This window comes from Microvirga sp. GCM10011540, assembly GCF_042650665.1.
In the GTDB taxonomy this organism is placed as follows: Bacteria; Pseudomonadota; Alphaproteobacteria; order Rhizobiales; family Beijerinckiaceae; genus Microvirga; species Microvirga lenta.
In genome coordinates this window covers 19,774-44,760 of record NZ_JBHSBQ010000005.1, presented here as the reverse complement: position 1 = coordinate 44,760, position 24,987 = coordinate 19,774, and the positions used below count along the sequence as shown (strand labels likewise).

Annotated in this window: 20 protein-coding genes; 7 read left to right on the top strand and 13 right to left on the bottom strand. The window is 66.7% G+C overall.

Annotated elements, in window-relative coordinates; translation table 11 throughout:
• Positions 1 to 193 precede the first annotated feature (193 nt).
• Both ACFOYU_RS00820 and ACFOYU_RS00815 read left to right on the top strand, forming a co-directional pair.
• Positions 194 to 1,891 (top strand): methyl-accepting chemotaxis protein, encoded by a 1,698-nt coding sequence (locus tag ACFOYU_RS00820; RefSeq protein WP_377032103.1) that lies wholly within the window; start codon positions 194 to 196, stop codon positions 1,889 to 1,891.
• A 311-nt stretch (positions 1,892 to 2,202) separates the two neighbouring features.
• On the top strand, positions 2,203 to 2,556 hold the full coding sequence (locus tag ACFOYU_RS00815; RefSeq protein ID WP_377032102.1) for a TraR/DksA family transcriptional regulator: 354 nt from the start codon (positions 2,203 to 2,205) through the stop codon (positions 2,554 to 2,556).
• 15 nt (positions 2,557 to 2,571) lie between these two features.
• Here ACFOYU_RS00815 and ACFOYU_RS00810 read toward each other — a convergent pair whose 3' ends face one another.
• Together ACFOYU_RS00810 and rpsU are read right to left on the bottom strand one after the other, a co-directional pair.
• Complete coding sequence (locus ACFOYU_RS00810; protein ID WP_377032101.1) at positions 2,572 to 2,937, bottom strand: YidH family protein; 366 nt, start codon at positions 2,935 to 2,937, stop codon at positions 2,572 to 2,574.
• Between the two features lie 110 nt (positions 2,938 to 3,047).
• Positions 3,048 to 3,353: a 30S ribosomal protein S21 gene (gene rpsU, locus ACFOYU_RS00805; RefSeq protein WP_226740193.1), complete on the bottom strand. Its 306-nt coding sequence runs from the start codon at positions 3,351 to 3,353 to the stop codon at positions 3,048 to 3,050.
• A gap of 326 nt (positions 3,354 to 3,679) precedes the next feature.
• Here rpsU and ACFOYU_RS00800 point away from each other — a divergent pair, with 326 nt between their 5' ends.
• Positions 3,680 to 4,345, top strand: coding sequence for a cold-shock protein (locus ACFOYU_RS00800; RefSeq protein ID WP_319004837.1), 666 nt, complete (start codon positions 3,680 to 3,682; stop codon positions 4,343 to 4,345).
• 138 nt (positions 4,346 to 4,483) lie between these two features.
• Here ACFOYU_RS00800 and mutL read toward each other — a convergent pair whose 3' ends face one another.
• Both mutL and ACFOYU_RS00790 read right to left on the bottom strand, forming a co-directional pair.
• Entirely contained in the window at positions 4,484 to 6,322 is a 1,839-nt protein-coding gene (mutL, locus tag ACFOYU_RS00795) for a DNA mismatch repair endonuclease MutL (protein ID WP_377032100.1), read from the bottom strand.
• Between the two features lie 160 nt (positions 6,323 to 6,482).
• On the bottom strand, positions 6,483 to 7,802 hold the full coding sequence (locus tag ACFOYU_RS00790) for a glucose-6-phosphate isomerase (RefSeq protein ID WP_226739800.1): 1,320 nt from the start codon (positions 7,800 to 7,802) through the stop codon (positions 6,483 to 6,485).
• A 233-nt stretch (positions 7,803 to 8,035) separates the two neighbouring features.
• On the opposite strand from ACFOYU_RS00790, the gene ACFOYU_RS00785 reads away from it, so the two are divergent.
• Positions 8,036 to 10,105, top strand: a complete 2,070-nt coding sequence (locus tag ACFOYU_RS00785) for a hypothetical protein (RefSeq protein ID WP_377032099.1) — start codon at positions 8,036 to 8,038, stop codon at positions 10,103 to 10,105.
• A gap of 80 nt (positions 10,106 to 10,185) precedes the next feature.
• Here ACFOYU_RS00785 and ACFOYU_RS00780 read toward each other — a convergent pair whose 3' ends face one another.
• The 5 genes from ACFOYU_RS00780 to ileS all read right to left on the bottom strand — a co-directional run bounded on the left by ACFOYU_RS00780 (position 10,186) and on the right by ileS (position 17,319).
• Positions 10,186 to 11,469: a M16 family metallopeptidase gene (locus tag ACFOYU_RS00780; RefSeq protein ID WP_377032098.1), complete on the bottom strand. Its 1,284-nt coding sequence runs from the start codon at positions 11,467 to 11,469 to the stop codon at positions 10,186 to 10,188.
• Between the two features lie 16 nt (positions 11,470 to 11,485).
• Complete coding sequence (locus ACFOYU_RS00775; RefSeq protein WP_377032097.1) at positions 11,486 to 12,814, bottom strand: M16 family metallopeptidase; 1,329 nt, start codon at positions 12,812 to 12,814, stop codon at positions 11,486 to 11,488.
• 211 nt (positions 12,815 to 13,025) lie between these two features.
• Complete coding sequence (locus tag ACFOYU_RS00770) at positions 13,026 to 13,661, bottom strand: hypothetical protein (RefSeq protein ID WP_226739810.1); 636 nt, start codon at positions 13,659 to 13,661, stop codon at positions 13,026 to 13,028.
• A gap of 92 nt (positions 13,662 to 13,753) precedes the next feature.
• The gene (lspA, locus tag ACFOYU_RS00765; RefSeq protein WP_264196451.1) at positions 13,754 to 14,236 is read right to left on the bottom strand and encodes a signal peptidase II; all 483 of its coding nucleotides are present in this window, start codon (positions 14,234 to 14,236) and stop codon (positions 13,754 to 13,756) included.
• 134 nt (positions 14,237 to 14,370) lie between these two features.
• Complete coding sequence (ileS, locus tag ACFOYU_RS00760; protein WP_377032096.1) at positions 14,371 to 17,319, bottom strand: isoleucine--tRNA ligase; 2,949 nt, start codon at positions 17,317 to 17,319, stop codon at positions 14,371 to 14,373.
• Between the two features lie 303 nt (positions 17,320 to 17,622).
• On the opposite strand from ileS, the gene ACFOYU_RS00755 reads away from it, so the two are divergent.
• The 3 genes from ACFOYU_RS00755 to ACFOYU_RS00745 are packed head-to-tail and all read left to right on the top strand — an operon-like array spanning position 17,623 to position 20,459.
• Complete coding sequence (locus ACFOYU_RS00755; RefSeq protein ID WP_377032476.1) at positions 17,623 to 18,732, top strand: catalase family protein; 1,110 nt, start codon at positions 17,623 to 17,625, stop codon at positions 18,730 to 18,732.
• A 34-nt stretch (positions 18,733 to 18,766) separates the two neighbouring features.
• The gene (msrB, locus tag ACFOYU_RS00750) at positions 18,767 to 19,270 is read left to right on the top strand and encodes a peptide-methionine (R)-S-oxide reductase MsrB (RefSeq protein ID WP_226739814.1); all 504 of its coding nucleotides are present in this window, start codon (positions 18,767 to 18,769) and stop codon (positions 19,268 to 19,270) included.
• Positions 19,271 to 19,280: 10 nt separating this feature from the next.
• The gene (locus tag ACFOYU_RS00745; protein ID WP_377032095.1) at positions 19,281 to 20,459 is read left to right on the top strand and encodes a DUF3095 domain-containing protein; all 1,179 of its coding nucleotides are present in this window, start codon (positions 19,281 to 19,283) and stop codon (positions 20,457 to 20,459) included.
• Positions 20,460 to 20,462: 3 nt separating this feature from the next.
• On the opposite strand, the gene ACFOYU_RS00740 is transcribed toward ACFOYU_RS00745, so the two are convergent.
• The 4 genes from ACFOYU_RS00740 to ACFOYU_RS00725 form a co-directional block, all read right to left on the bottom strand.
• On the bottom strand, positions 20,463 to 21,464 hold the full coding sequence (locus ACFOYU_RS00740) for a DUF4424 domain-containing protein (protein ID WP_377032094.1): 1,002 nt from the start codon (positions 21,462 to 21,464) through the stop codon (positions 20,463 to 20,465).
• Positions 21,465 to 21,502: 38 nt separating this feature from the next.
• Positions 21,503 to 22,474 (bottom strand): bifunctional riboflavin kinase/FAD synthetase, encoded by a 972-nt coding sequence (locus ACFOYU_RS00735; RefSeq protein ID WP_377032093.1) that lies wholly within the window; start codon positions 22,472 to 22,474, stop codon positions 21,503 to 21,505.
• 63 nt (positions 22,475 to 22,537) lie between these two features.
• On the bottom strand, positions 22,538 to 23,419 hold the full coding sequence (locus tag ACFOYU_RS00730; protein WP_377032092.1) for a TIGR01459 family HAD-type hydrolase: 882 nt from the start codon (positions 23,417 to 23,419) through the stop codon (positions 22,538 to 22,540).
• 51 nt (positions 23,420 to 23,470) lie between these two features.
• Entirely contained in the window at positions 23,471 to 24,859 is a 1,389-nt protein-coding gene (locus ACFOYU_RS00725) for an EAL domain-containing protein (RefSeq protein ID WP_377032091.1), read from the bottom strand.
• Between the last annotated feature and the right edge of the window lie 128 nt (positions 24,860 to 24,987).

The window sequence follows — 24,987 nt, the reverse complement described above, 5'->3', positions numbered from 1 at the left end:
CTGAAAATTTTCCTGCCAAAAAGATCAAATCTTATACTATTGATCCAAAATAGTTCACCTATGAACTTACCTAAAGTATGGTGACTTTAAACTTACATTTACTTGGTCATTGCATTGTTTAGCCGCCTGATATCCATGACGCGTCCGGGGGCGCGCGCTTCCCGCGGCCATGCGGGCAGGTCACCGAAAGAAAATGCAATTCCTCAACAACTTGAAACTCATCACGAAGCTGGCCATTCCGGTCACGATCTTTGTCGCCGTTGCCATCGGGCTGATCGCTTTTGCTAAGGTCGGTCTCGACACAATGTCCGCGGATACGCAGGAGCTCGTCGAAAACGACGCAGCCCGCCTGACGCGCATCCTGCAGATCAACGCCGAGGTGAACGAGGCGACGATTCAGGAGAAGAACCTGACCCTGCTCTCCGCGAGCCAGCCGGATCGCATCGAGCGGACCGTCGGCGTGTACCAGCAGTACCGGAAGGCGACGATGCAGCACCTCGACGAGCTCGTTGCCCTGGCGAGGTCTCCTCAGACGCGCGCGATCAACGAGAACATCAAGGCGACCGCCACCAAGTACTTCGAGTTGATGGACAAGAGCGTCGCCTTCGCGGCGAAGGACAACGACGCGGCGGCTCTCGAGATTTCCAACGGAGAAGGTCGCGACTACCGCATGAAGGTCCGCGACATCCTTCAGGAGCGGATCGACGGCAACACCAAGGCACTGGAGCAGGCGAAGCAGGAGGCAAGGGAGCTGGCGTCCAACACGTCCACCGCCCTGATCCTGGCAGGCACGCTCGGCATTCTGGTCGCCGCAGGCCTGGTCGGAGCGATCACGGTCTTCGGCATCACGCGTCCGCTCGGAACTATGACGAGCGCTATGGCCCGTCTCGCGAATGGGGATCTCACGGTCAACGTCGCCGGCGCCGAGCGCAAGGACGAAGTCGGCCAGCTCGCCCGCGCGCTCCAGGTGTTCAAGGACAACGCCATCGAGGCGAAGCGTCTTGCCGCCGAGCAGGAGGCCGAGAACGACGCCAAGATGCGCCGTGCCCAGCTTCTCGACCAGCTGACCAAGGCCTTCGAGGCCAATGTCTCGGCCCTGACCCAAGGGCTCGCCTCCGCCGCCACCGAGATGGAGGCCACGGCCCAGTCCATGACGTCCATCGCCGACCAGACCAACAGCCAGTCGGTCAACGTCGCCACCGCCGCCGAGCAGACCTCGGCCAACGTGCAGACGGTCGCCGCCGCCACCGAGGAGCTGTCCATCTCGATCCGCGAAATCGCCGGTCAGGTGAACCAGTCATCGCAGATCGCCGAGCGGGCGGTGCACGATGCCCGGCGCACGGACAACATCGTTCAGCAACTGGCGGGGACCGCCGAGAAGATCGGCAACGTGATCGCGCTGATCAACAACATCGCGTCCCAGACCAACCTGCTCGCCCTCAACGCCACCATCGAGGCGGCCCGGGCGGGAGAAGCCGGCAAGGGCTTTGCCGTCGTCGCCACCGAGGTCAAGGAGCTGGCGGGCCAGACCGCCAAGGCCACCGAGGAGATCTCCAACCAGATCAGCTCGGTCCAGCAGGCCACCCGCGAGGCCGTCGGAGCGATCCAGGAAATCGCCAAGACCATCGGCGAGATGTCCCAGATCTCCGTGAGCATCGCGGCGGCGATGGAGGAGCAAGGCGCCGCCACCGCCGAAATCGCCCGCAACGTGCAGGAGGCCGCCCGCGGCACCGAGCAGGTGACCGGCAATATCGGCGACGTGCGCCAGGGCGCCGGCGAGACCGGGGCGGCCGCCTCTCAGGTGCTCTCCGCCGCCCGGGAGCTGGCCCGGCACTCGGCCAGCCTCGGCCAGGAGGTCGACGGCTTCCTCTCGGGCGTGAAGGCCGCCTGACGCAACGATAACCACGACCTGCGCCCCTCAGGAGCCGCTCTCCTGGGGGCGCAGGTCCTCGAACCCGGCCGAGAGGCCCGGGCAGGCCCTTGGTCCCTGCCCGCCCGATGCGCTACAAATCCGGCATGGTCCGGATCGCGCTCATTCCTTCGCAGCCCATTCCTTCGCAGCCCATGACGCCGCCATAGCCCCTCCGCCATCGCACGGGCGCGCGGGCATTCGGCCTCGCTCCCGACCATCCCGCGTCGGATCGTATTCCCCTCCACATCCGGCGCGACTGTTTCGGGCAAAGCCGTCAGGGAGGACGATCAATGAACACGAAAAGCCAATCGGATCGGGAGCGTGCGGAGAGATACCGGACGCGGCTCGAGGCGGAACTGGCCGAGACCGAGGCGCTGGTCGCGGCCAATGCCGGCAACAGCGCACCGGTCCAGCTCGATCAGCAGAGCGTGGGTCGCCTCGCCCGCATGGATGCCATGCAGGTCCAGGCCATGGCGCAGGAGGCCGAGCGGCGCCGCAAGGACCGCGTGCTGCGCATCAGGGGCGCCCTGCAGCGAATCGAGGAAGGCGAGTTCGGCTACTGCGCCGAATGCGGTGAGGAGATCGCCGAGGGCCGTCTCGACATCGACCCGACCTTCCACCTCTGCGTGAAATGCGCCCGCTGAGAGCGCCAGGAGGCTCTAGAAGAGCCAGGTGACGGCACCGGCAACGCCTGCCGCCAGAACGAGCAGCCCGGTTCCCGCCGCAAGGGACCAGACGGACAGCGAGCGCACCTCTTCGTTGTTGATGCGCCTGGATGTCCTGCGATAGCGCCCGTAGGCGACGAAGAGAATCACGAGCGCCAGGGCGATGAGAAGCGTGGCGCCGCCGCGGATGACCCATTGCGGCTGTACGTCGCCGAAGAGACGCACGAATCCCACGGCTCCGGCCAGGGCCGCCATGGCCGTGCGCCACCAGGCGGCCAGGGTCCGCTCGGCCGCCAGCATGGTGCGGTCGTGCGCAAGGTCGACGCTGTCGACTTCTGTTGCGGGGTCGCGTTGGGGCATCTTCGCATAAGCCGGGTCACGATCGGCCCCACCCTCCAGGGGGCAGGCATGAGGCGGCGCGCCGTAACTGCGCCGCCTGCAGGGTCAGTCCAGGGCCAGGTGCTCTGACCTCAGGAGGCCTTCGGCTCTGCGGCCTGAGGACGCGCTCCGGGAGCGGGAGCCGCCGAGGGGCGACGGGCGCCGGCAAAGCGGGGCTTGGGCTTGGGAGCCGCGATCAGACCCTCGCGAATCGCCTGCTTGCGGGCGGCCTTGCGATTGCGCCGGACGGCCTCGGCCTTCTCCCGGGTCTTCCGCTCGGAGGGCTTCTCGTAGGCCTTCCGCTGCTTCATTTCACGGAAGATTCCTTCACGCTGCATCTTCTTCTTGAGAACCCTGAGGGCCTGATCGACATTGTTGTCGCGTACCAAAACCTGCAAAACTTCGTCCAATCTCATGTGTAAACGCGCCGGTCGACGTGATGTGTCACGATCGCTGATACCGGCAGGAAGGGGGCTTCCACCTCCTTGGCGAGGGCGGACCATAGCACAGTTTCGCCGTCTGGCACGCTCCGGGCGCTCCCGAGACCCGAAAAGTCGCAATTTCGCCATCTGGACCCCGCCTCCTGGGCACGGGCGGACCGCAAGATGGCACGAAATCGGACCGATCTTCTTTTTGGGCATGGCAATCTTCTTGCTCTTCCGCGTCGAGAGCGCTACGCCTACTGGCAGCAAACCTTTATGACAGACTTTAGAAGGCAGTACCTATGGGCCGGGGTAACGAGCACCGCAGCCGCCAGCGTCAGTTCGGCGATCAACCCGCTGATCCTTGGGGCGATTACGCTCCGTCGCCGTCATTCGAGCGTCCGGCGCGGCCACAGGCTCCGCGGGCGACATCCGGCCGCGAGGCCGAGGCACGGGTGAAGTGGTTCAATCCCGAGAAGGGATTCGGTTTCGTCGAGCTGACGGACGGCTCGGGCGAGGCTTTCCTGCACGTCAGGCAGGTCGAGGCTGCGGGCCACAGCGCCCTGCCCTCCGGCACCACCCTGGTGATCCAGGTCGGCACGGGACAGAAAGGTCCCCAGGTCAACGAGATCGTCAGCGTCGACACCAGCACGGCCGAACCGGAGCCGCCGCGCCGCGGCCCGCGCCCGCCGATGGCTCCGAGAGGCGCTCCCGCCGGTCGTCCGCCCCGCCAGGGCGGCTTCCAGGCCCCGACCGCGGCTCCCGACACCCTGGGAACCGTGAAGTGGTACAATGAGGTGAAGGGATTCGGCTTCATCGCCGTCGACGGCGAGAGCAAGGATCTGTTCGTGCACGTCTCGGCGCTGGAGCGCGCCGGCCTCAGCCGGCTCGACCAGGGTCAGGCCGTTCGCGTCGCCATCGTCGAAGGACGCAAGGGCCGCGAAGTCGGAGCCATCGAGCTCGCCTGAGCCTCAGACGAGCGCGGAATTTCAATCCGGCGGCGTCCGAAAGGATGCCGCCGGATTTATTTTGAAGGCACCGTTTCTAGAGCGTTGTTCGGAAAACCGGGTCCACTTTTCCGCACGATGCGCTAGGCGGATCGTCCGTCAGCGGCGGCCGAACAGGCGCTCGATGTCGGAGAGTTTGAGCTCTACGTAGGTGGGACGTCCGTGGTTGCACTGGCCCGACAGGGGCGTTGCCTCCATCTCGCGCAGGAGCGCATTCATCTCCTCCGGCTTCATGCGCCGCCCGGCCCGCACGGAGCCGTGGCAGGACATGCGGGAGAGCACCGCGTCCAGGCGCTCCTCCACAGGGCTCGATGCGCCCTGCCCCCATTCGGCAAGCGCATCCGCCACATCCTGCACCAGGGCCTTGATGCGCCCGCCCGCCAGGGCCGCCGGCACCTCGCGCACGAGCAGAGCGCCGGGCCCGAACGGCTCCAGCACCAGGCCCAGGCTTTCCAGCGTTTCGGCCTCGGCCATGACCCGGTCCGCATCGACGGGATCGAGATCCACCACCTCCGGAATGAGCAGCAATTGCCGCGAGATGCCGGACGAGGCGCGCTCGCGCTTGAGGCGCTCGTAGACGAGCCGTTCGTGCGCCGCGTGCTGATCGACGATGACGATGCCATCCTGGGTCTGCGCCACGATGTAGGTGCCGTGGATCTGCGCCCGCGCGGCGCCGAGAGGCGAATCGTCCTGACCCGGATCGTAATCGGGCAGGCTCGCGCGGCTGTCGGCGGACGGCGCCGCGAGGTCGGGGAGAGCCGTCTGGGCTTCGGCCAGTCCGGACGAGCGATAGCCGGCATCGAGGGGGGCCTGCCAGCCGGCAAAGGCGCTGGAATGGCGGATCGAGGGGGCGCGCTGGGCCACGGAGACCGGCCGCGGCGGCGCGCCCTGCGGCCGCAGGCTTTCGAGTGTGCGGGTGCCGACGGTCGAGGCCGACCGGAAGCCGAAGCGGGTGATCGCCTCCTTCAGGGCTGCCACCACGAAGCCGCGCACGAAGGCGGGATCGCGAAAGCGCACCTCGGTTTTCGCCGGGTGGACGTTCACGTCCACATTGCGCGGGTCGAGGTCGATCATCAGCGCCAGCACCGGGTGCCGGTCGGACGCCATCACGTCCGCATAGGCGCCGCGCACCGCGCCGAGCAGCAGCTTGTCGCGCACCGGCCTGCCGTTGACGGTGAAGTGGATGCCGGCTCCCGTGCCGCGATGGTAGGTCGGAAGGCTGGCGAAGCCCGACAGCCGCACGCCCTCGCGCTCCACGCCGATCGCCATGGCGTTCTCGTTGAAATCGCTGCCGAGCACGCGGGAGAGGCGCCGCAGGAAGCCATGCTCGCCCGCCGGTTCCGGGGGGTAGGTGAAGGGCGTGATGTGCTCGCCCGCGAGGGTGAAGCGGATGGTCGGATGCGCGATGGCGAGACGCTTGACCACCTCCGCCACGGCTTGCGCCTCGGAGCGGTCGCTCTTCAGGAACTTCAGGCGGGCGGGCGTGGCGGCGAAGAGGTCGGTCACCTCGATCCGCGTGCCCTTGGGCGCGGACGCGGGACGCACCGGCCCCTTCACGCCGGCCTCGACCACGATGGACGAGCCGGTTTCGGCGTCGGCCGTGCGCGTGGTGATGGCAAGGCGGGCCACCGCACCGATGGACGGCAGCGCCTCGCCGCGAAAGCCCAGCGTGTCGATGGAGGAAAGATCGCCGTCGGGCAGCTTCGAGGTCGCGTGACGCTCGACCGCGAGCTCCAGATCTCCCGGAGTCATGCCGTGCCCGTCGTCGACGATGCGGATGAGCCGCCGGCCGCCCGCCTCCACGGCAATCTCGATGGAGGTGGCGCCCGCGTCGATGGCGTTCTCGACGAGCTCCTTCACGGCCGCGGCCGGGCGCTCGACGACCTCGCCCGCGGCGATGCGGTCGACGAGGATGGGATCGAGGCGGCGAACGGGCATGGGGCGCTTTTCGTAACGGAAATCTCACCCGTTAAGATAGAGGTGAAGGGACGAGTCGGCCAGACGGCGCGACATTCTCCCCCTCCCCCGGCAAGCCATCACGGCAAAAAGACGTGGACAGCCGGCCGGGGCCGGCGCCAATGAGCGAGCAGGGACCGCGCTACTTTGCCTGCGCCAGATACTGCTTGGCGAGGATCTTGCCCTCTTCCACGGCGGGCTGGTCGAAGGGGTCGACGCCCATCGCGTAGCCGGTGAGGATCGTCTCGAGCATAAAGTGCATCAGCAACTCTCCGAGAGACCGCTCGTCGAGCTTCTCGATGTGGAGCTGGCGCGTCGGGCGCCCGTTCTTCGCGAGGGTCTCGGCGGTCGCCCGGCCTTGCGCCGCAACCAGATCGCCGATGCGCTTGCCGGCGAAACCGGGCTCGCCCGCCCGCTGCGCCAGCTTCTCGTCCATGACGGGGCCCTGCCCGGCCACCCCGGTGGTCATGACGGTGAAGAGCTTGTCGTTCGGGCCGCCGAGATAGAGCTGCAGCTGGCTGTGCTGGTCCACGGGACCGATGGCGGCGACGGGCTGGGTGCCCTTGCCGTTCTTGCCGATGCTCTCCGCCCAGAGCTGGACCCACCAGCGGGTGAAGCGCTCCAGCCGGTCCGCATAGGCCATGGTGACGGCGATGCCCTTGCCTTCGAGCGCCGTCGCGACATTGACCGCGGCGCCCAGGGCCGCCGGGGTGTACTTCGCTTCCGTGCCGTTTCGGAAGGGCTCATAGGCCTCCGCCGCGCCTGCGCGGATAGCGTCGATATCGAGGCCCATCACGGCCGCGGGCAGAAGGCCCACATTGGTGAGCACGGAGTAGCGCCCGCCGATGCCGGTATGATGATCGAGGAAGCGCACGCCTTCGGGCTCGAGCAGGTCGCGCAGGGCGTTCTTGCCGCCGTTCCTGCGCGGCTCCGAGAGACCGAGGACGACCTCCTTCGGGTGCGCCTTGAGGCCGGCCTTCTCCAGGCAGGAGAGGACGGCGATCGTCTGCATCAGGGTCTCGCCCGTGCCGCCGGACTTGGAGATCGACACGAAGCGGGTCGACGACAGGGGCAGCTTGTGCAGGATGTGGTCGAAGGTGATCGGGTCGAGATTGTCGAGGAAATGGATGCGCGGGCTCTCGGTGAAGCGCCCTGCCCCGGGCACCGCATAATCCCTGAGCTGCGCAAGGGTCTGGCCGCCGAGGCTCGACCCGCCGGTGCCGAGAAAGACCACGTCGGTCGCGTCCCGGCGCAGCCACGCCGCCGCCTCGCGCACCGCGTCGAGATCGTCCGTGGTGCGGGGCATGTGCAGCAGCGGCAGCCGCCCGGTCTCGTCGTCCTCGGCCAGCCGCTTCATGGCCTTGCCCACGACGGAGAGCGCCGCCTCCACCGCCTGCCGCGGCAGACCGCCTCCACCGATGTTGGATGCAAGGGTGAGATCGATCGTTTGCTGCAGGGCCATGGGGAATGCTCCGACTCGTTACAGGAGAGCGGAACACTAGGGCAGAGGATGGGCGGCGGCTAGGGTGTGCCTCTTCGGGGCGGCGACAGGTCTGTCCCGGTTCGAGGTGCGACAAAACGCACGCTATAACATATCGACTACTCTACGATATGCCCTAGCTACCGCATCGGCAATGTCAAAGCCGCGAGAAAGCGGAGTCGTTGCCGCCAGTCATGTCCCACCGCGAGCCAGCCATGCCCTTCACTCCTGTCCTGCAATCCTTCAGCCGCCCCGGCATCTCCGACATCATCACCCGCGTCTCGACCATGGCCGACGGCAGCCAAGGGAATGAGCGCAGCCAGAACGCTACGTTCAGCGCCGACGGCCGGTATGTGCTGTTCGACAGCTATGCGAAGCTCGTCCCGGGCGATACCACCGCTTGGCGCGACGTTTACATCAAGGACCTCCTGACCGGCACGGTCCGTCAGGTATCGACCGCCGCAAACGGCGCTCCGGCCACGGGCGGCGACAGCGACAATGCCCGCTTCAGCGCCGACGGGCGCTACGTAGTCTTCGAGAGTTCCGCCAGGGATCTCGTGCCCGGCGACACCAACGGCGAACGCGACATCTTCCGGAAAGATCTCGTGACCGGAGCCGTCGTGCGGGTTTCCACGGCCGCGGGAGGCGTCGAGAACGACGGCAGCAGCCAAGCGCAGATCAGCGAGGAGGGACGCTACATTCTGTTCCAAAGCCTCGCGGCGCTTCTCCCGGACGACACGAACGGCAAGAACGACATCTACATCAAGGACGTTCAGGACAACATCCTCAGGCGCGTTTCGCTCGCCAACGGATGGACCGAGGAATCCAACGGCTGGAGCGAGAAACCTCAACTCAGCCCCGATGGAAATTCGGCGCTGTTCGAGAGCATCGCCAACAACTTCGTGCCGAACGACACCAACGATAAAGCCGACATCTTCATCAAGAATTTCGTGACCGGGGCCGTCACCCACGTGTCGTCGGCCGCCGACGGCACGGGCGGCAACGGCACCTCGCGCGACGCTCATTTCAGCCGCGATGGACGCTACGTGGTGTTCGAGAGCGATTCCACGAACCTGGTGACCGGCGACACCAACGGCGACTACGACATCTTCCGCAAGGACCTCCTGACCGGTGCGATCACGCGCGTCTCCACCGCCGCCGACGGCGCCGAGGGCAACGGCACGAGCCAAAGGGCGGAGTTCAGTGCCGACGGCCGCTACGTGACGTTTCAAAGCACCTCAAGCAACCTTGTGGCCGGCGACACGAACGGTTCATGGGATGTGTTCCGCAAGGATCTCGTGACCGGCGAGATCATCCGGCTCTCGACGGATGCGGCCGGAGCGGAGGGGAACGACAGCAGCTATCGTCTGCGGCTGAGCGAGGACGGACGCTACGGCGTCTTCGAAAGCCTCGCCGACAATCTCGTGCCGGGCGATACCAACGGCTGGACGGACATCTTCCGCGTCGACATGGCCATGATGGTCAACCGAGCGGCTATCTCCGAAGGCCGCTTCGTGGATATTCGTCTCGGCGTCGGCGCCGCCACAAGCGTCCGGATTGCGTGGGGCGACGGCACGGTCGAGACGGTCACGCCGAAGGGAGGCACCGCTGTCCTCAGCCATGCCTATGCGACCGGCGGCACCAAGTCCGCGACGGTGACCTTGTACCAGGGCGCCCATAAGTGGGAAGGAACCTACAGCATCGATCTGGCTTCGGGCCAGATGGCGCTCGCATCCGTGCAATCCGACACGTTCCCGGGCGGAACGGGCAACGACGTCATCAAGGGCACAAGCGGCAACGACCATCTGTTCGGCGGCGCGGGCAACGACACGCTCAAGGGCGAGGCCGGCCACGACACCATCGGCGGCGGCGCCGGCAAGGACAAGCTCTACGGCGGTAAGGGCCGCACGAGCAAGGATGCCTTCGTGTTCGACACCAAGCTCACCAGCAAGAGCGTGGCCAACCGGAACAAGGACAAGATCTACGACTTCGGCTCCAAGTACGACAGCCTGTTCTTCGATGATGCGGCGTTCACCAACAAGACCATTGCCAAGTACCTGAAGAAGAAGAACGCCTCGCTCGACAAGCCGGCCAAGCTCAAGGCGAGCTACTTCAAGAAGGGCAGCAAGGCCACGGACAAGGACGACTTCTTCATCCTCAAGGGCAAGAAGCTGTACTGGGACGTGGACGGCTCGGGCCGCAAGGCCATGGTGGAGATCGCCAGCTTCAAGCTGCAGAAGGGCGAAGGCACCACCCTCTCCCATCACGACTTCTTCTTCATCTGACGCCCTGAACGAGAGGGTGCACGCACGAACAACAAAAAAGGGAGCCTCGCGGCTCCCTTTTCCTTTTCGGCTTCAGAACCTCAAAGTCCCGTCGGCCGCCCTGCGATCACCGTCAGCATCTGGCCGTCGCCGAAGATGCGCTCGGCGGCGATGTGGATGTCTTCCCTCGTGACGGCCGCCACAAGGGCGTTGCGGCGGGCGATGTAGTCGACGCCGAGGCCCTCGAAGGCGATCTGCACCATGGTATGGGCGATCTTCGTCGAGGTGTCGAAGCCCAGGGCATAGGAGCCGACGAGATAGTCCTTCGCCTTCTGCAGCTCCTCGTCGGTCGGACCTTGCGTCTTCAGGCGCAGGATCTCTTCCTGGATCACCTGCAGGGCCTCGCCGACGCGCTCGTTCTTGGTGGCGGTGTAGCCCCAGGTCATGGCGGCGGAGCGGTAGCTCACGAGGGACGTGCCGACGCTGTAGGCGAGGCCGCGCTTCTCGCGCACCTCCTGGAACAGGCGCGAGGTGAAGGCGCCGCCGCCCAGGATATGGTTGAGCACATAGGCCGGGATGAAGCCCGGGTCGCGCCAGGCCACGCCCTGCGTGCCGAAGCGGATCACCGATTGCGGCACGTCGAGGTCCACCACGAAACGGGACCCGAGCTGCTTGAGCGAGGTCGCCTCGATCATCCCGAGAGGCTTGGCCTCGGGAAGAGAACCGAAGGCCTTGTCGAGCAGCACCGAGAGGCGCTCCGCATCGATGGCCCCGACGACGGCGATCTTGATGCGCCCGCGGGTGATGATCGCCTGGTGCATGTCGACCAGATCGTCCCGGGTGATCGCCGCCACGCTCTCCGGCGTGCCGGAAGTCGGACGGCCGTAGGGATGCCCCGCGAAGCCTTCCTCGAAGAAGCGACGCGTGGCCATCACGCCCGGATCGTTCTGCTGGTAGCGCAGGCCGGCGATGGTCTGCGCCCGCACGCGCTCGATGGCGTCCTGATCGAAGCGCGGCTCCGTCAGAGCCAGGCGCAGAAGCTCGAACGCTTCGTCCGCGTGCTTGACCAGGGTCTTCAGCGAACCGCCGATGGCATCGTTACCGGCGTTGAAGGACAGCTCGATCGCCCGTCCCGCGAGACGCTCCTGGAACGCATCGGAATCGTATTCGCCCGCCCCCTCGTCGAGGAGGCGCGCCAGCATCTGCGCCACGCCGGGCCGGTTCTCCGGGTCGTGGGCGGAGCCGCCCTCGAAGATGAAGGCGACGGCAATCAGCGGTACCACGCTCGATTCGACGTGCCAGGCTTCGATGCCGCCGGGAGACACCAGCGTCTTCACCGTTGTGGGGGACGCGGAAAGAGTTTCGACGGAAGCTGTCATGGTCATCTCGGTTCTCGCGGCCTCAGGCGGCCGACTTCTTCAGATAGCCCGTCACGGAGCGGCGAAGGATGAGGTAGCGCTCGGCCGCGGAAGCGAGATCGTCCTTCAGGACCGCCTCGATCTCGACCGGCCAGCGCTGAACGTCCTCGATGGTCTCGCCGATGGCGAGCGCCGAGCCGTAGATGCGGGCGAGTGCCGACTGGCTGTCGGTGGAATAGATCGTCTCGGCCACGAGCCGGGTCTTGGCGCGCTCGATGGCCTCGGAATCGAGGGCTTCGGGAATGGTCTTCAGCACCTCGTCGACGGCCCGCTCGAGATCTTCGAGCGACACGCCTTCGGCCGGCACCGCGTAGATGCAGAAGCGCGTGTCCTCCATGGCCGAGGACATGTACCAGGCACCCGCATTCACCGCGACGCCCCGCTCCAGCACGAGCTTGCGATAGAGGTAGGAGGTCGGCCCGCCGCCGATCACCTCGGCCAGAAGCTCGAGCGCATAGCAATCCCGGGTCTGCGCCGTGCGGCAGGACGGCACGAGATAGAGCCGCTGCAGGGTCGGCTGCTCGACCTTGGAATCGGCCACCGTGATGTGGCGGGCCGCCACCGGCTCCGGATCGCGCGGGCGGAACCGGACCGGACGCTCGCCGCGCGGCTTGATGCGGCCGTAGGTCTCCTCGGCGAGCTTGCGCACCTCTTCGGGCGTCACGTCGCCGGCCACCACGAGAATGGCGTTCTCGGGCGTGTAGAAACGGCGGTAGTAGTCGAGCGCGTTCTCGCGGTTGAGGGTCTCGATCTCGTGCATCCAGCCGATGATCGGAATGCCGTAGGGGTGATGCACGAAGAGGGCCGCCGCCATGGCCTCGGAGAGCTGGGCCGAGGGGTCGGTCTCGACCCGCATCCGCCGCTCCTCCAGCACCACGTCCCGCTCCGGCGCGACGACCGCCTCTTCGAGCAGGAGGTTCGTCATGCGGTCGGACTCGAACTCCATCATGGTCTTGAGGTGTTCGCGCGCGACGCGCTGGAAATAGGCCGTGTAATCGAAGGAGGTGAACGCGTTCTCCTGGCCGCCGAGAGAGGAGACGACCTTCGAGAACTCGCCCGCCGGGTGCTTCTCGGTGCCCTTGAACATCAGGTGCTCGAGGAAGTGCGCGATGCCGGACTGGCCCTGCGGATCATCCGCCGAACCGTTGCGGTACCAGATCATGTGAGTCACGACGGGCACGCGGTTGTCGGGGATCACCACCACGTCGAGGCCGTTGTCGAGGGAGAAGCTCGACACTTCCGGTCCGCCACCTTCCGTCCGCCCGAAGGAGGCGGCATCGGTACGCAGGAAAAGTGTGGAGGGGGTGTCCATGATTGTTCAACCTTAGCGGAATCAAGTCGGTTCGTAGGATCGCCTACGGGAATAGTCCAATCCGGCGAGCACGCAAGCGGAGCAGCACAACTTCAAGGTGCGACACGGTTTGCGCTCGGGGGAGGCAGGCTTGGCCTTTCGGCCTTCTTAAAACATTTCAGGCGAAACGAGGGGTCCCGTTCGCCTGAAAGAAGCGGAAGTGCGGCAGAACTCAGCGCCTGCTCTGCTCGCGGATGAAGGACTGGGGGCTGTCCGGATCGCCGATGATCTCCACCCGATCCTGTGAAGCCTTGAGCGGGGCTCCGTTAGCAGCCTTCAGGAGGCTTCCCGGGGGATCGCTGAGATAACGGCGCTCGAGCCCGTCGCCTTCGAGCTCGGCTTCCTTCTGCGTGCTGAAGGAGCGGAGCTCTTCGGGCGTCATGACGCTCTTGTCGGCCTGACCGCCGACCGGGCCGGTCGGGCCCGAGACGTAGTTGTTGGGATTGCGGCCTGCGCGGATCTCCTCGATGGAGAGGCGCTTGCCTTCGCTGTTCTTGTAGAGCTCGGTGCTGGTGTAGGGCGTCCGCGCCTCGGCGGCGGCCTTGCGGGCGGCGGCCACGTCGGGATCCTTCGGCCAGTTGCCGTTCCGGGCCTCGACGCCGCCCGGCACCGGGGGACGCAGTTCCATCTTGGGCGGGAGCACGAGCGGCGCGCGCTCGTTGTAGACGATCGGCGGCTTCTCCTTGGGAATGATGCCGATGCTGCCGAGGATGCTCTTCACGACCTCGCCCTCCTGCGCCGAAGCTCCGGAGGCGGCGAACAGAAGCGCCATAGCGCCCACGCAGCCAAAGACTTTCATTCCCTTCATGGCACCCACCGTCTGGTTTCCAATTCTTGCCGGAACGCCTGATTGCTCATTCAGGCAAACATAAGGCGGCTCGGCATTCTCGCGTTGCAGATTTACCGCACTCGGCGCTTTTCCAGCACAAAGGAGTCATAAAGCAATCCGACGACCCCCGCAACGATGGCCGCGTCGGCCACGTTGAAGACGTACCAGGACCACGTGCCCCAGTGGAGCAGGAGGAAGTCGAACACCGCTCCGTAAGCGAGGCGGTCGACGACGTTGCCGATGGCGCCGCCCACGATCAGACCCAGGGACGCGGCCAGGAGCCGGCCTTTGGTGTTGCGGATCCAGAAGGACAGGCCGATCGACGCCAGGATCGAGACCACGATCAGGATCCAGCGGCCGAGATCGGTGCTCTGCTGGAACATTCCGTAGGAGATGCCCCGGTTCCAGACCACGATCAGGCTGAGGAACGGCGTCAGGCTCACCGGCTCGCGCACCGGCAGATCGTAGATGAACAGGGTGTAGAGCTTCGTCGCCTGGTCGAGGAACAGGGTGATCAGGGCAACGGTGAAGCCGATGCGGGCGGCGGCGGACAGCCCGTCCTTCCGGGTCTTGCGCTTCCCCCCTCCCCGCGGAGACGGGGAACGGTTCGAAGGCCCAGGGCGCTTCGAGCCGTCCTCGTCGGAAGCATTGAGCCCGGGAAGCGACGTTCCCGAATTGTCTGCCTTTGTCATTCCGCGGCCGCTCTCAGCTGGTCCCATTCACGCAGGGCGGCGGCGTCGCGGGGAGTCACGTCGGGATAGTCGGGATCGGTGCCCACGTCCGGCGTCACCTTCCAGGACCGGGCACATTTGCGGCCCTCTGCCAGACGCGGAACGACCGCGACGCCCTTCACGTCCTCGAGGCGGAAGGCTTCGGCCGGGCCTTCGCCCTGCGCCACCTCGATGCCGGAGGTGATGCAGATCTCGGCGAGGTCCAGCCCCTGCACCGCGTTCCACAGGCTCTCGTCCGCGATGAAGACGGCGGGCGCCGCCTCGAGGCTCGCGCCGATGCGCTTCTGCGCGCGCTCGATCTCCAGCGCGCCGGTAACGACGCGGCGGACGCGGCGAACCTTCGACCAGCGCTCGGCCAGAGCCTCGTCGCGCCATTCCGCCGGCACGTCGGGGAAGGTTTCGAGGTGGACCGATTCCGCGTTCGGGTAGCGCGCGAGCCACGCCTCCTCGGCGGTGAAGGCGAGGATCGGCGCGATCCATGTCGCCACGCAGCGGAAGGTCTGGTCGATCACCGTGAGCGCGCTCCTGCGGACCTTGCTCGAGATCGGGTCGCAATAGAGCGAGTCCTTGCGGATGTCGAAATAGAACGCCGACAGGTCCGTGGTCATGAACGAGTTGAGGAGCGCGATCACCCGCTTGTAGTCGAAGGTGCGATAGGCCTCGCGCATCTCGCCGTCGAGTTCGGCGAGGCGATGGAGCACGAAGCGCTCCAGCTCCGGCATCTCCGCCACGGCGACCTTGTCGGCCTCGCGGAAGTGATGCAGCGAGCCCAGCATCCAGCGGATCGTGTTGCGCAGCTTGCGATAGGTCTCGACGAAGGTCTTGAGGATCTCCGGACCGATGCGCAGGTCGTCCGAATAATCGGACGCGGCCACCCACAGGCGCAGGATGTCGGCGCCGGAATCCTGGATGACCTTCTGAGGCGCCACCACGTTGCCGAGCGACTTCGACATCTTCTGGCCCTTCTCGTCGAGAACGAAGCCGTGGGTCAGGACGATGTCGTAGGGCGCGCGGCCGCGCGTGCCGCAGCTTTCCAGCAGCGAGGAATGGAACCAGCCGCGATGCTGGTCCGAGCCTTCGAGATACATGACCTGGTCCGGCCCGCCATCGACCTTGCGCCTGACCTTGAGGTCGTCGCGCTTTTCCAGCGCGAAGGCGTGGGTGCAGCCGGAATCGAACCACACGTCGAGAATGTCGGTCACCTTCTCGAAATCGGCCACGTCATGGCCGCCGGCCTTCAGGAAACGGGCGCCGTCGTCCACGTACCACGCATCCGCGCCCTCCTTCTCGAAGGCCTCGGCGATGGCGGCGTTGACGCGTTCGTCCTTGAGGATCTCGTTCGTGCCCTTGCGGACGAAGACCGTGATCGGCACACCCCAGGCGCGCTGGCGCGACACGACCCAGTCGGGCCGGTTCTCGATCATGCCGGTGATGCGGTTCTCGCCCGTCTCCGGCACCCACTCGACGGTCTTGATCGCATGGAGCGCGCGCTGACGGAGGGTATCGCCCCTGTCGTCGAGCGACTTGTCCATGGCGATGAACCATTGCGGCGTGTTGCGGAAGATCAGCGGACCCTTCGAGCGCCAGGAATGGGGATACTGGTGCTTGAGGCGGCCGCGCGCGATGAGCGCACCGACCTCGACGAGCATCTTGATCACCGCCTCGTTGGCGCCCGCATCCTTGCCCTTGTCGTCGTAGATGCGCTCGCCCGCGAAGAACGGCACGTCGGGGAAGTAGGACGAGTCCGGCGACACCGTATGCGGCACCTCCCGGGTGCCGCAGGCTTCGAACACGGCCTTGTGCTTCACGTAGGTGTTGTAGTCGTCCGCGCCGTGGCCGGGAGCCGTGTGCACGAAGCCCGTTCCCGCATCGTCGGTCACGTAGTCGGCCGGCAGCACCGGCACCGCGAAGTCCCAGTAGCCGCTGGCGCCCTCGAGGCCGCGGAACGGATGGGCGCAGCGCTCGATCATCACCGGCAGCACGTCCTTGACGCGCTCGTAGCCCGCCACGCGGGCGGCGGCGAACACCTCGGCCGCGAGCTTGTCGGCGATGACGAGCTCGTCGCCCACCTTGGCCCAGTTGTCGTCGGCGGCTTCCGTGACCCTGAACAGGCCGTAGGAGATCTCGGCCCCATAGGCGATGGCGCGGTTGGCCGGGATCGTCCAGGGCGTGGTCGTCCAGATGACGACGGAGGCGCCGTCGAGATCGCCGTCGAGGGTGTTGGTGATCTTGAACTTCACCCAGATCGTGGTCGAGGTCTTCTCGTGGTACTCCACCTCGGCCTCGGCGAGCGCGGTCTTCTCCACGGAGGACCACATGACGGGCTTCGAGCCGCGATAGAGCTGGTCGGAGGCCGCGAAGCTCATGATCTCGCGGGCGATCTGCGCCTCCGCGTCATAGGACATGGTGGCGTAGGGATGGGACCAGTCGCCCTCGACGCCGAGGCGCTTGAACTCCTCGCGCTGCACGTCGATCCACTTTTCGGCGAAGGCCCGGCACTCGCGGCGGAACTCGACGACGTCCACGTCGTCCTTGTTCTTGCCCTTGGCGCGGTACTCCTCCTCGATCTTCCACTCGATGGGAAGGCCGTGGCAGTCCCAGCCGGGCACGTAATTGGAGTCGAAGCCCAGCATTCCCTGCGAGCGCACCACCAGATCCTTCAGGATCTTGTTGAGGGCGTGCCCGATATGGATGTTGCCGTTGGCATAGGGAGGGCCGTCGTGGAGCACGAAGCGCGGGCGGCCCTTCTGGACCTCGCGCAGGCGCTCGTAGAGCCTGTTCTCGTTCCAGCGCTGCAGGAGCTGCGGCTCGCGCTGCGGCAGGCCGGCGCGCATGGGGAATTCGGTCTGCGGCAGGAAGAGCGTTTCTGAATAGTCGCGCGCAGGGGCTTCGGTCTTGTCGGACATGACGGTCAATCGATCTTGAGGATGGTCCGCGGGCGGCGGAGCGCATCAGGCTTCTGTGTCAAAGGCGAAACGGCACAATCCCGGACCCTCGCGGCTCACGCGAAGGCCGGGCCTGTAATTCGCAGGGCGCGGATGCGGTCCGCGCGGAAAGCCTGAGAAACCATGGGCATGGCAAGCCTTTTAGCAGCGACGGGCCGGATAATAAAGCGTGACGGCGGCAAGAATGCCGGAACTGCCCGGCTGCCTGTCCGGTTTGGCAACGGCGCCCTGGAATGGCTGTTCCCGATCCTGGAGAACCTGCCGATGAGCACCCCGACGACCGCCCCTGCCTCGCCCCTGCCCTACGACCCGTCCGTCGAGACGCCGGGGAAGGACGAGGCGGAGATCGAGGCGAGCATCCTCGAATCCATGCGCAGGATCCGCGAGCGGACCTTCCGGGACTACGGCCACGCGGTCCGCAGCGTCCACGCCAAGAGCCATGGGCTGCTCCAGGGCGAGATGCGCGTCCTCGACGGCCTGCCCGAGGTGCTGGCGCAGGGCATCTTCGCCAGGCCGGAGGCCTATCCGGTGGCCCTGCGCCTCTCCACCACTCCCGGCGACCTGCTGGACGACAGCGTATCGACGCCGCGGGGCATGGCCATCAAGGTGGTGGGCGTGGAGGGGGACCGGCTGCCCGGATCCGAGGGCGACAGAACGCAGGATTTCGTGCTCGTGAACGGCCCGGCCTTTCAGGCGGATGCGAAGACCTTTGCCCAGAACCTCAAGCTTCTGGAGAAGACCACGGACCGGCTCGACCGCACCAAGAAGGCCGTGTCGGCCGTTTCGCGGGGCCTGGAAACCCTGATCGAGGCCTTCGGCGGGGAGAGCGCCAAGCTCAAGTCCCTGGCCGGACACCCCAAGACGCACATTCTGGGAGAAACGTTCTTCTCTCAGGTCCCGCTTCGCTACGGCGACTACATCGCCAAGGTTTCGGTCGCCCCGGTCTCCCCCGAGCTCATGGCCCTGAAGGACGCGCCGCTCGACCTGAAGGGCAATCCGGACGGCTTGCGCGAGGCGGTCGTCGAGTTCTTCCGCCAGCATGGCGGCGTGTGGGAGGTTCGGGTCCAGCTCTGCACCGATCTGCAGACCATGCCGGTTGAGGACGCCACCGTTGCCTGGCCGGAGGACGAGAGCCCCTACATCCCCGTGGCCCGGATCTCGGTGCCGCCGCAGGAGGCCTGGAGCGAGGGCAAGGCCGCGGCCATCGACGAGGGCCTCTCCTTCAGTCCCTGGCACGGGGTGGAAGCCCACCGCCCGCTGGGGATCATCATGCGCCTTCGTCGCAGGGCCTACGAATTGTCGGCCCGGGACAGGGCAACGCACAACGGGCACCCTATATCGGAGCCGAAGGCGCTGGACCGCACGCTCGCGTGAGGGCTAGAAAAGCCGAGAGATGGAAGGACGAGACATGGACCATTCGACCACCATGACCGAACAGCGCTCCAAGGCCGGCTTCGATCTGACGCCCCCGACCGAGGAGCAGTTCCGCAGGCTCGTGGACGACCTCGACGACGAGGAGCGCCGGGTGCTCCTGGAGCACGGCACCGAGCGCCCCTTCTGCGGGATCTTCAACGAGGCCAAGGAACAGGGCACCTATGCCTGCCGCCTGTGCGGCCTGCCCCTGTTCAAATCCGGCGCCAAGTTCGAATCCGGCACCGGCTGGCCGAGCTTCTTCGATCCCATCGACCGGTCGCACATCGCCTTCGTGCGCGACACGAGCTACGGCATGGTCCGCACCGAGATCCGCTGCGCCCGCTGCCAGGGCCATCTGGGCCACGTGTTCAACGACGGCCCCCCGCCCACGGGCGAACGCTATTGCATGAACTCGGTCTCCATGCGCTTCGTGGCCGAGGGCGACCCTCTGCCGGATCTGCTCGACAGGGGCGCCCCGGAAGGCGAAACGGTGGCGTAGCACCGCTCCGATGGCGGGCGGATCGGGAGCGGAGCAACGGGACGGCGCCGGCTTCTATGCCGGACTGCCCGTCTTCGACCGCTTCTCCCGGCTGACCGATCCCGCCATCTACACGCCCCTGCCCGACGATTGGGTGCTCGGTCTGAGCGATATCGTGCGCTCCACCGCCGCCATCGAGGCCGGGCGCTACAAGGAAGTGAACGCCGCCGCCGCATCCGTCATCGCGGCCGTCGCCAATGCCTTGGGCAATCACGATTTCCCCTTCATCTTCAGCGGCGACGGCGCAAGCTTCGCCCTGCCGTCCTCCCAGGCCGATCTGGCGCGCGAAGCCCTTGCCGCCGTGGCCGCCTGGGTGCGGGACGTGTTCGGCCTGTCGCTGCGCGTCGCGCTGGTTCCGGTCCACGAGGTCCGGGAGCAAGGGCACGATGTCCGCATCGCCCGCTTCGCGGCCTCGCCGGACGTGACCTACGCCATGTTCTCCGGAGGCGGGCTCGCCTATGCGGAGCAGGCCATGAAGGCCGGTTCCTACGCCCTCGAACCGGCGGGGCCCGGAACGCTGCCGAACCTGACCGGCCTCTCCTGCCGCTTCGACAAGATCCGCTCGGAGCGCGGCGTGATCCTTTCCCTGATCGTCGTTCCCGGCGCCGATGCGGATGCGGCGGCGTTCAACGACCTCATCGGCCGGCTCCTTTCCCTGGCCGAGAGCAAATCGGGCGCCGGCAGGCCCGTTCCCGAGACCGGTCCGAGGCTCGCCGCCCCGTTTACGGGCTTCGGCCTGGAGGCCAGGGCCCTGGGGACGCAGGGGAGCTCCCGTCTCGCCACCTATGCTAGGCTGGCGGCCCAGCGGTTGACCGCCTTCGCAATCTTCCGGCTCGGGCGGCCGGTCGGCAGCTTCGATCCGGTGCGCTACACGCGCCAGCTCGTGGACAACACGGATTTTCGCAAGTTCGACGACGGGCTGCGCATGACCCTCGATTGCACGCCCGCTCTCGCGGACCGCCTGGAAGCTCTTCTCGCCGAGGCCCAGAACCAGGGGATCGCCCGCTACGGCCTGCACCGGCAGGATGCGGCGCTGATGACCTGCTTCGTTCCCTCTCCGACCCGCAGCGACCACATCCACTTCGTCGACGGGGCCATGGGCGGCTATGCCATGGCGGCGCAGGCGCTCAAGCCTCAGGCGGAACCCTGACGCTCAGGATTTTCCCGCATCCAGGATCAGCACCTTGATGTTCTGCCTCGGGACGAAATCTGTCTTCGTCATCTCGAACTGCGTGGGCCCGACCTTCTTCACGCCCTCGCCGCAGAAGCTGACGAGGTTGTCGGGATGCTTCTTGTCCACGGTCAGCTTGAAGCTGCCGATCGGACCGGCCCAGTTGCCGCCCGTCACGAGAACATAATCGATGTAGCGCGCCAGCGGCGCGACGGGAGCCTTGCGCTGGCGCTCGGCCCAGCGCCGTGCACCGCGGACGAAGTCCCTGTCGGCGCAAGCGCCCTCGGCATAGGAGGCGATCCCCTCGCCGCTTCTGGCCAGGGAGTCCAGATCGACCACGGCTCCGCCGACGCTCGGCTTGTAGCGGTGGCCGATCAGCACGTCCTGCCCGGCCGGGAAGGTCTGCTGCCAGTGATAGGTAGCCCTGAGCACCCAGCGCGGGATCAGTTCGGTGTCTGGGCCGCTTCCCCCGGCATTGTCCAGAACCTCGACGGCCCCGGCATCCCGAAGCCGCTTCAGCGCGGGCGGGGCCAGACGCCTGAGAGCCTCGTCCACCTCGGGCGCATAGGGCTCGAGCGGAACGTTCAGCTCCCGAAGGGCAGCGGTCACGTTCTCCTCGCCCACCATTGCCTTCTTCTCGAGGCTGAACGGGATGCTCTTCCCGTTCACCGTCACCGAGAAGCGCATGGGGTTCTCGGGCGGCCCGTCGGGATAATCCGCATCGGAGAAATAGTGATCCTCGATGTCGGGCATCGGAAAGGCGACGGTGCCCGACACGTCCCGGTCGGTGCGATTGCGGAACCGGTAGTTCACCCGGACTTCGTCCATGGAGAGGAAGAGATCCTCCGAGACCATGCCGACGGCGTCCGTCCGGCTGAAGGTCAGCCCTCCGGCCGCGAAGTTCGCCATCGTGTCGTTGGCTGTCGCCGCTTCCAGGGGTAGCGCCAGGAGCGCGAGGGACAGAAGGGCCTTGAGACGGTTCACACCAATTCTCCCGCGCGGACGTTGTGACGGCTTTTTTCCTATTCGATCATCGAGCGGGTGTCATCCTCGGCCAGCATCCGCCTGGCCTCGGCGGAATCCCGGTCCATCTGCGCGATCAGGGCCTCGATCCCGTCGAAACGCTGCTCGCCCCGGATCCAGCCGACGAACTCCACGTCGAGGGTTCGCCCGTAGAGGTCGCCCGTGAAATCGAAGAGATGCACCTCGAGAAGAGGCGCGCCGTTGTCGAAGGTCGGGCGGCGGCCGAAACTGGCGACGCCGTCCACGGTCCTGCCGCCGACATTCGCCCGCACGGCGTAGATCCCGTGGTGCAGGCGGCAATCGTCGGAAAGGCGCATATTGGCGGTGGGATAGCCGAGATCGCGCCCGCGCTTGTCGCCGTGGCGCACCTCCGCCTGAAGAAACCAGCGATATCCCAGAAGCCGGTTGGCGAGGGCCACGTCGCCCGCTTCCAGCGCCGTGCGGATGGAGCTGGAGGAAACGGGTTCCGTACCCTGGGTCACGGCAGGCGCGATCAGGCAGTCCATGCCCCGCGCGGCGCAGAGCTCCTGCATCCTGGCGGGATTGCCCTCGCGCCCGCGGCCGAAATGGAAGTTATGGCCGATCACGACGCCCGACACGTGCAGGTCCCGGTGCAGGACGTCCACGAATTCCTCGGCGCTCAGGGCGGCGAGATCTTTGCCGAAGCGCCTGAGGAAGACGCCGGCAAGGCCGAGCCGGGCCATGACGGCGAGCTTGATCGGCTCCGGCGTGATGCGGAAAAGCGGCTTGTCCGGCTGGAAGAAAGCCCGCGGATGCGGCTCGAAGGTGACGACGGCCCCGGGGCGGCCGGACTTCACCGCCATCCCGATCAGGTGCTGGTGCCCGCGGTGGACGCCATCGAAATTGCCGATGGCCGCCATGGCGCCCCGCAGGCTCGCGGGCACGGCTTCGCCGTCGCGGCACACCACGAAGGAGGACGGCACCTTTCGGGAAGCGTGTTCGGAGAACATGGGATCAGGCGGGCTTGTGCGGGAACCGGACCCTGTCGAAATCCGGCCGGTGGGTCAAGGCGTTCAGGCGGCCCAGGACAGGGCGTCCGTGATCGCCTGCGGCCGCACGGGCTGGAGATCGACCCAGTCCTGCACATGCTGCGAGACGAGCGGCCCCATATGGGCGTTCAGCTCCTCCGCATGAATGCCGCGGGCGATCAGAAGGGAGTCGATCCCGTAGCCTGCGGCCCCCGCGATGTCGGTGCGGATGGCGTCGCCGATGGCGAGCACCCGATCCTTGGGAATCTCGCGGCCGTTGAGCTCGGCGGCCATGGCGATGGCCCGCTCGTAGACCGGAGCGTGCGGCTTGCCGGCATAGAAGACCGCGCCGCCCATCTCCTCGTAGAGCTGCGCGATGGCGCCGGCACAGGGCACCATCACGTGGCCCCGCTCCACCACGAGGTCCGGATTGGCGCAGACCATCCAGAGATTGCGCTTGAGCATGGCCTCGAGGCGGGGACGGTAATCCTCCGCCGTCTCCGTCTCGTCGTCCTCCAGCCCCGAGCAGACCACGTAATCGGCCTCCCCGATGGAGCCGAAGCGCACATCGAGCCCCGTATAGATCGGCCAGTCCCGGGGCGGGCCGATATGGTGGACGACCTTGTCGAGCCGCTCCTCGATGGCGAGGCGGGTGAGGTCTCCCGAAGTGACGATGGCGTCATAGGCCGAGCGGGGAACGCCGAACCCATCGAGCTGCGTGCCCACGGCGCTTCCGGGACGGGGCGCGTTGGAGACGAGAACGACGCGTCCTCCCCCCTCGCGGAACCGGGTCAGCGCCTCGCTGGCGGGCTCGAAGGCTTTGACGCCGTTGTGCAGAACGCCCCACACATCGCAGAGAACGAGATCGTAGCGGTCGGCAAGGGGTTTCAGTCCCTCGACAAGAGCGGGGCGAAGAGAGGCGGTCATGGGAGCTCGCTGGCTGTGAACCCGGGCGGGTAGGCTGTCCCGCCCCCGAAGTCAACCGGCGCGGCGCAGCACCGGTTCGCGGGCATCGGCGGAAAAGGCGGTTTTCGCGGAGGACGGTCCCAGCACATCCCCCCGGATCGCCCGAGGCGCGGCGAAGACGAAGCCCTGGGCCAGCGGCACGCCGAGCTCGGCGAGAGCCGGCACCGCCTCCTCGCGCTCGACCCGCTCGGCCACGAGCTTGATGCCCTCGCGCCGCAGGACGGAGGCGAAGTCGCGCACCCCGATGTCGTGGCCGAACCCGCGGCTCTCTTCCTTCTCGGCGGTCGCGATCATCAGCTCGGCCGGAAGCTTCAGGAAACGCACCCCGAGATCGGCCATGGCCGGCGCGTCGAAGGCCAGATCGGCGGCCCGGTCGATCGAGAAGGGCACGCCCCGGTCGCGAAGGGCGGCGAGCGCCTCCTTCTGGTCCCTATCGAGGCTGCGCCAGGCTGCCTGAGGAATTTCCAGCACGACCTTGCCGGCGATTTCGGGAGCATCGTCCATCACCCGGGCGAGGGAGTACAGGAAACCGGGCTCCCTGATCGACCGGGGCGAGAGATTGACGGCGACGATGGCCTCGCTCCCGCGGGCCACCAGATGGCGCGCCACGGCAACAGCCCGCACCACCATCCGCCGGTCGAATTCCGGCGCACGGCCGAGGCGCTCCAGGACGGGCAGGAACTCGATGGGACCGAGGAGCGTCCCGTCCACCAGCCGCAGGCGGGCGAGAGCCTCGTAGAAGCGGATCTTGCGCTGAGGCAGGGCCACGACAGGCTGCAGGTGGAGCTCGATCCGGTCGGCCTCGAAAGCCTGCGTCGCCAGCCGCATGCGTCCGATCTCGTCCTCCGTGGGCTGGGGACGGGCGGGAAGCAGGGACGGCTCGGGCTGAATATCCGGTAGGGAGGCGAGCGCCTCCACCACGTGCCGGTCCGGGGCGGGCCTGGATGAGAGCCTCTCGCCCCCGTCCGACCTCGCGCCGCCGTTCAGGGTGTCCTTCAGGTCGGCCACGTCCCGGTTCTGCGCGGCCACGCTCCGGGCGAGCTCGCGTACGACTCCGCCCAGAAGGCCGACGGTGCCGGTCACTTCCGCCACGGTGGAGCGCAGGGCGGGATTGGCCTCGGGCGCGCGAACGTGCTTCTCGAGCTTGACCAGCCGATTGGCCAGGAAGGCGACATCCGAGGAGGCCTTCTCGGCGGCCTTCGTCGCGGCATCCGTCCGCAGCCACAGGATGGCAATGCCCGTCAGCGCGGCCACATGGAGAAGCGCCATGCCCGTGACGACGGCTCCGATCCCCATGGAAATCGCCACGACGATCATCGCCGCAGCCGATGCCAGGCCGAGGGCGAACGGCGTCGCCTCTCTTCCTTTGAAGAAAAACAGCCTTTTGGCCGTTGTTACCATGGGTGCCCCCGCTCCCCGTGGTTTCGCGTCAAAACCAGCGAATCAATTGTGCAACGATGTTGTCCGAGAGGCACCTGAACCGCAAGTGCAGCATTATTTCAAGTGCCGCATGTCGAGGATTTGATTAA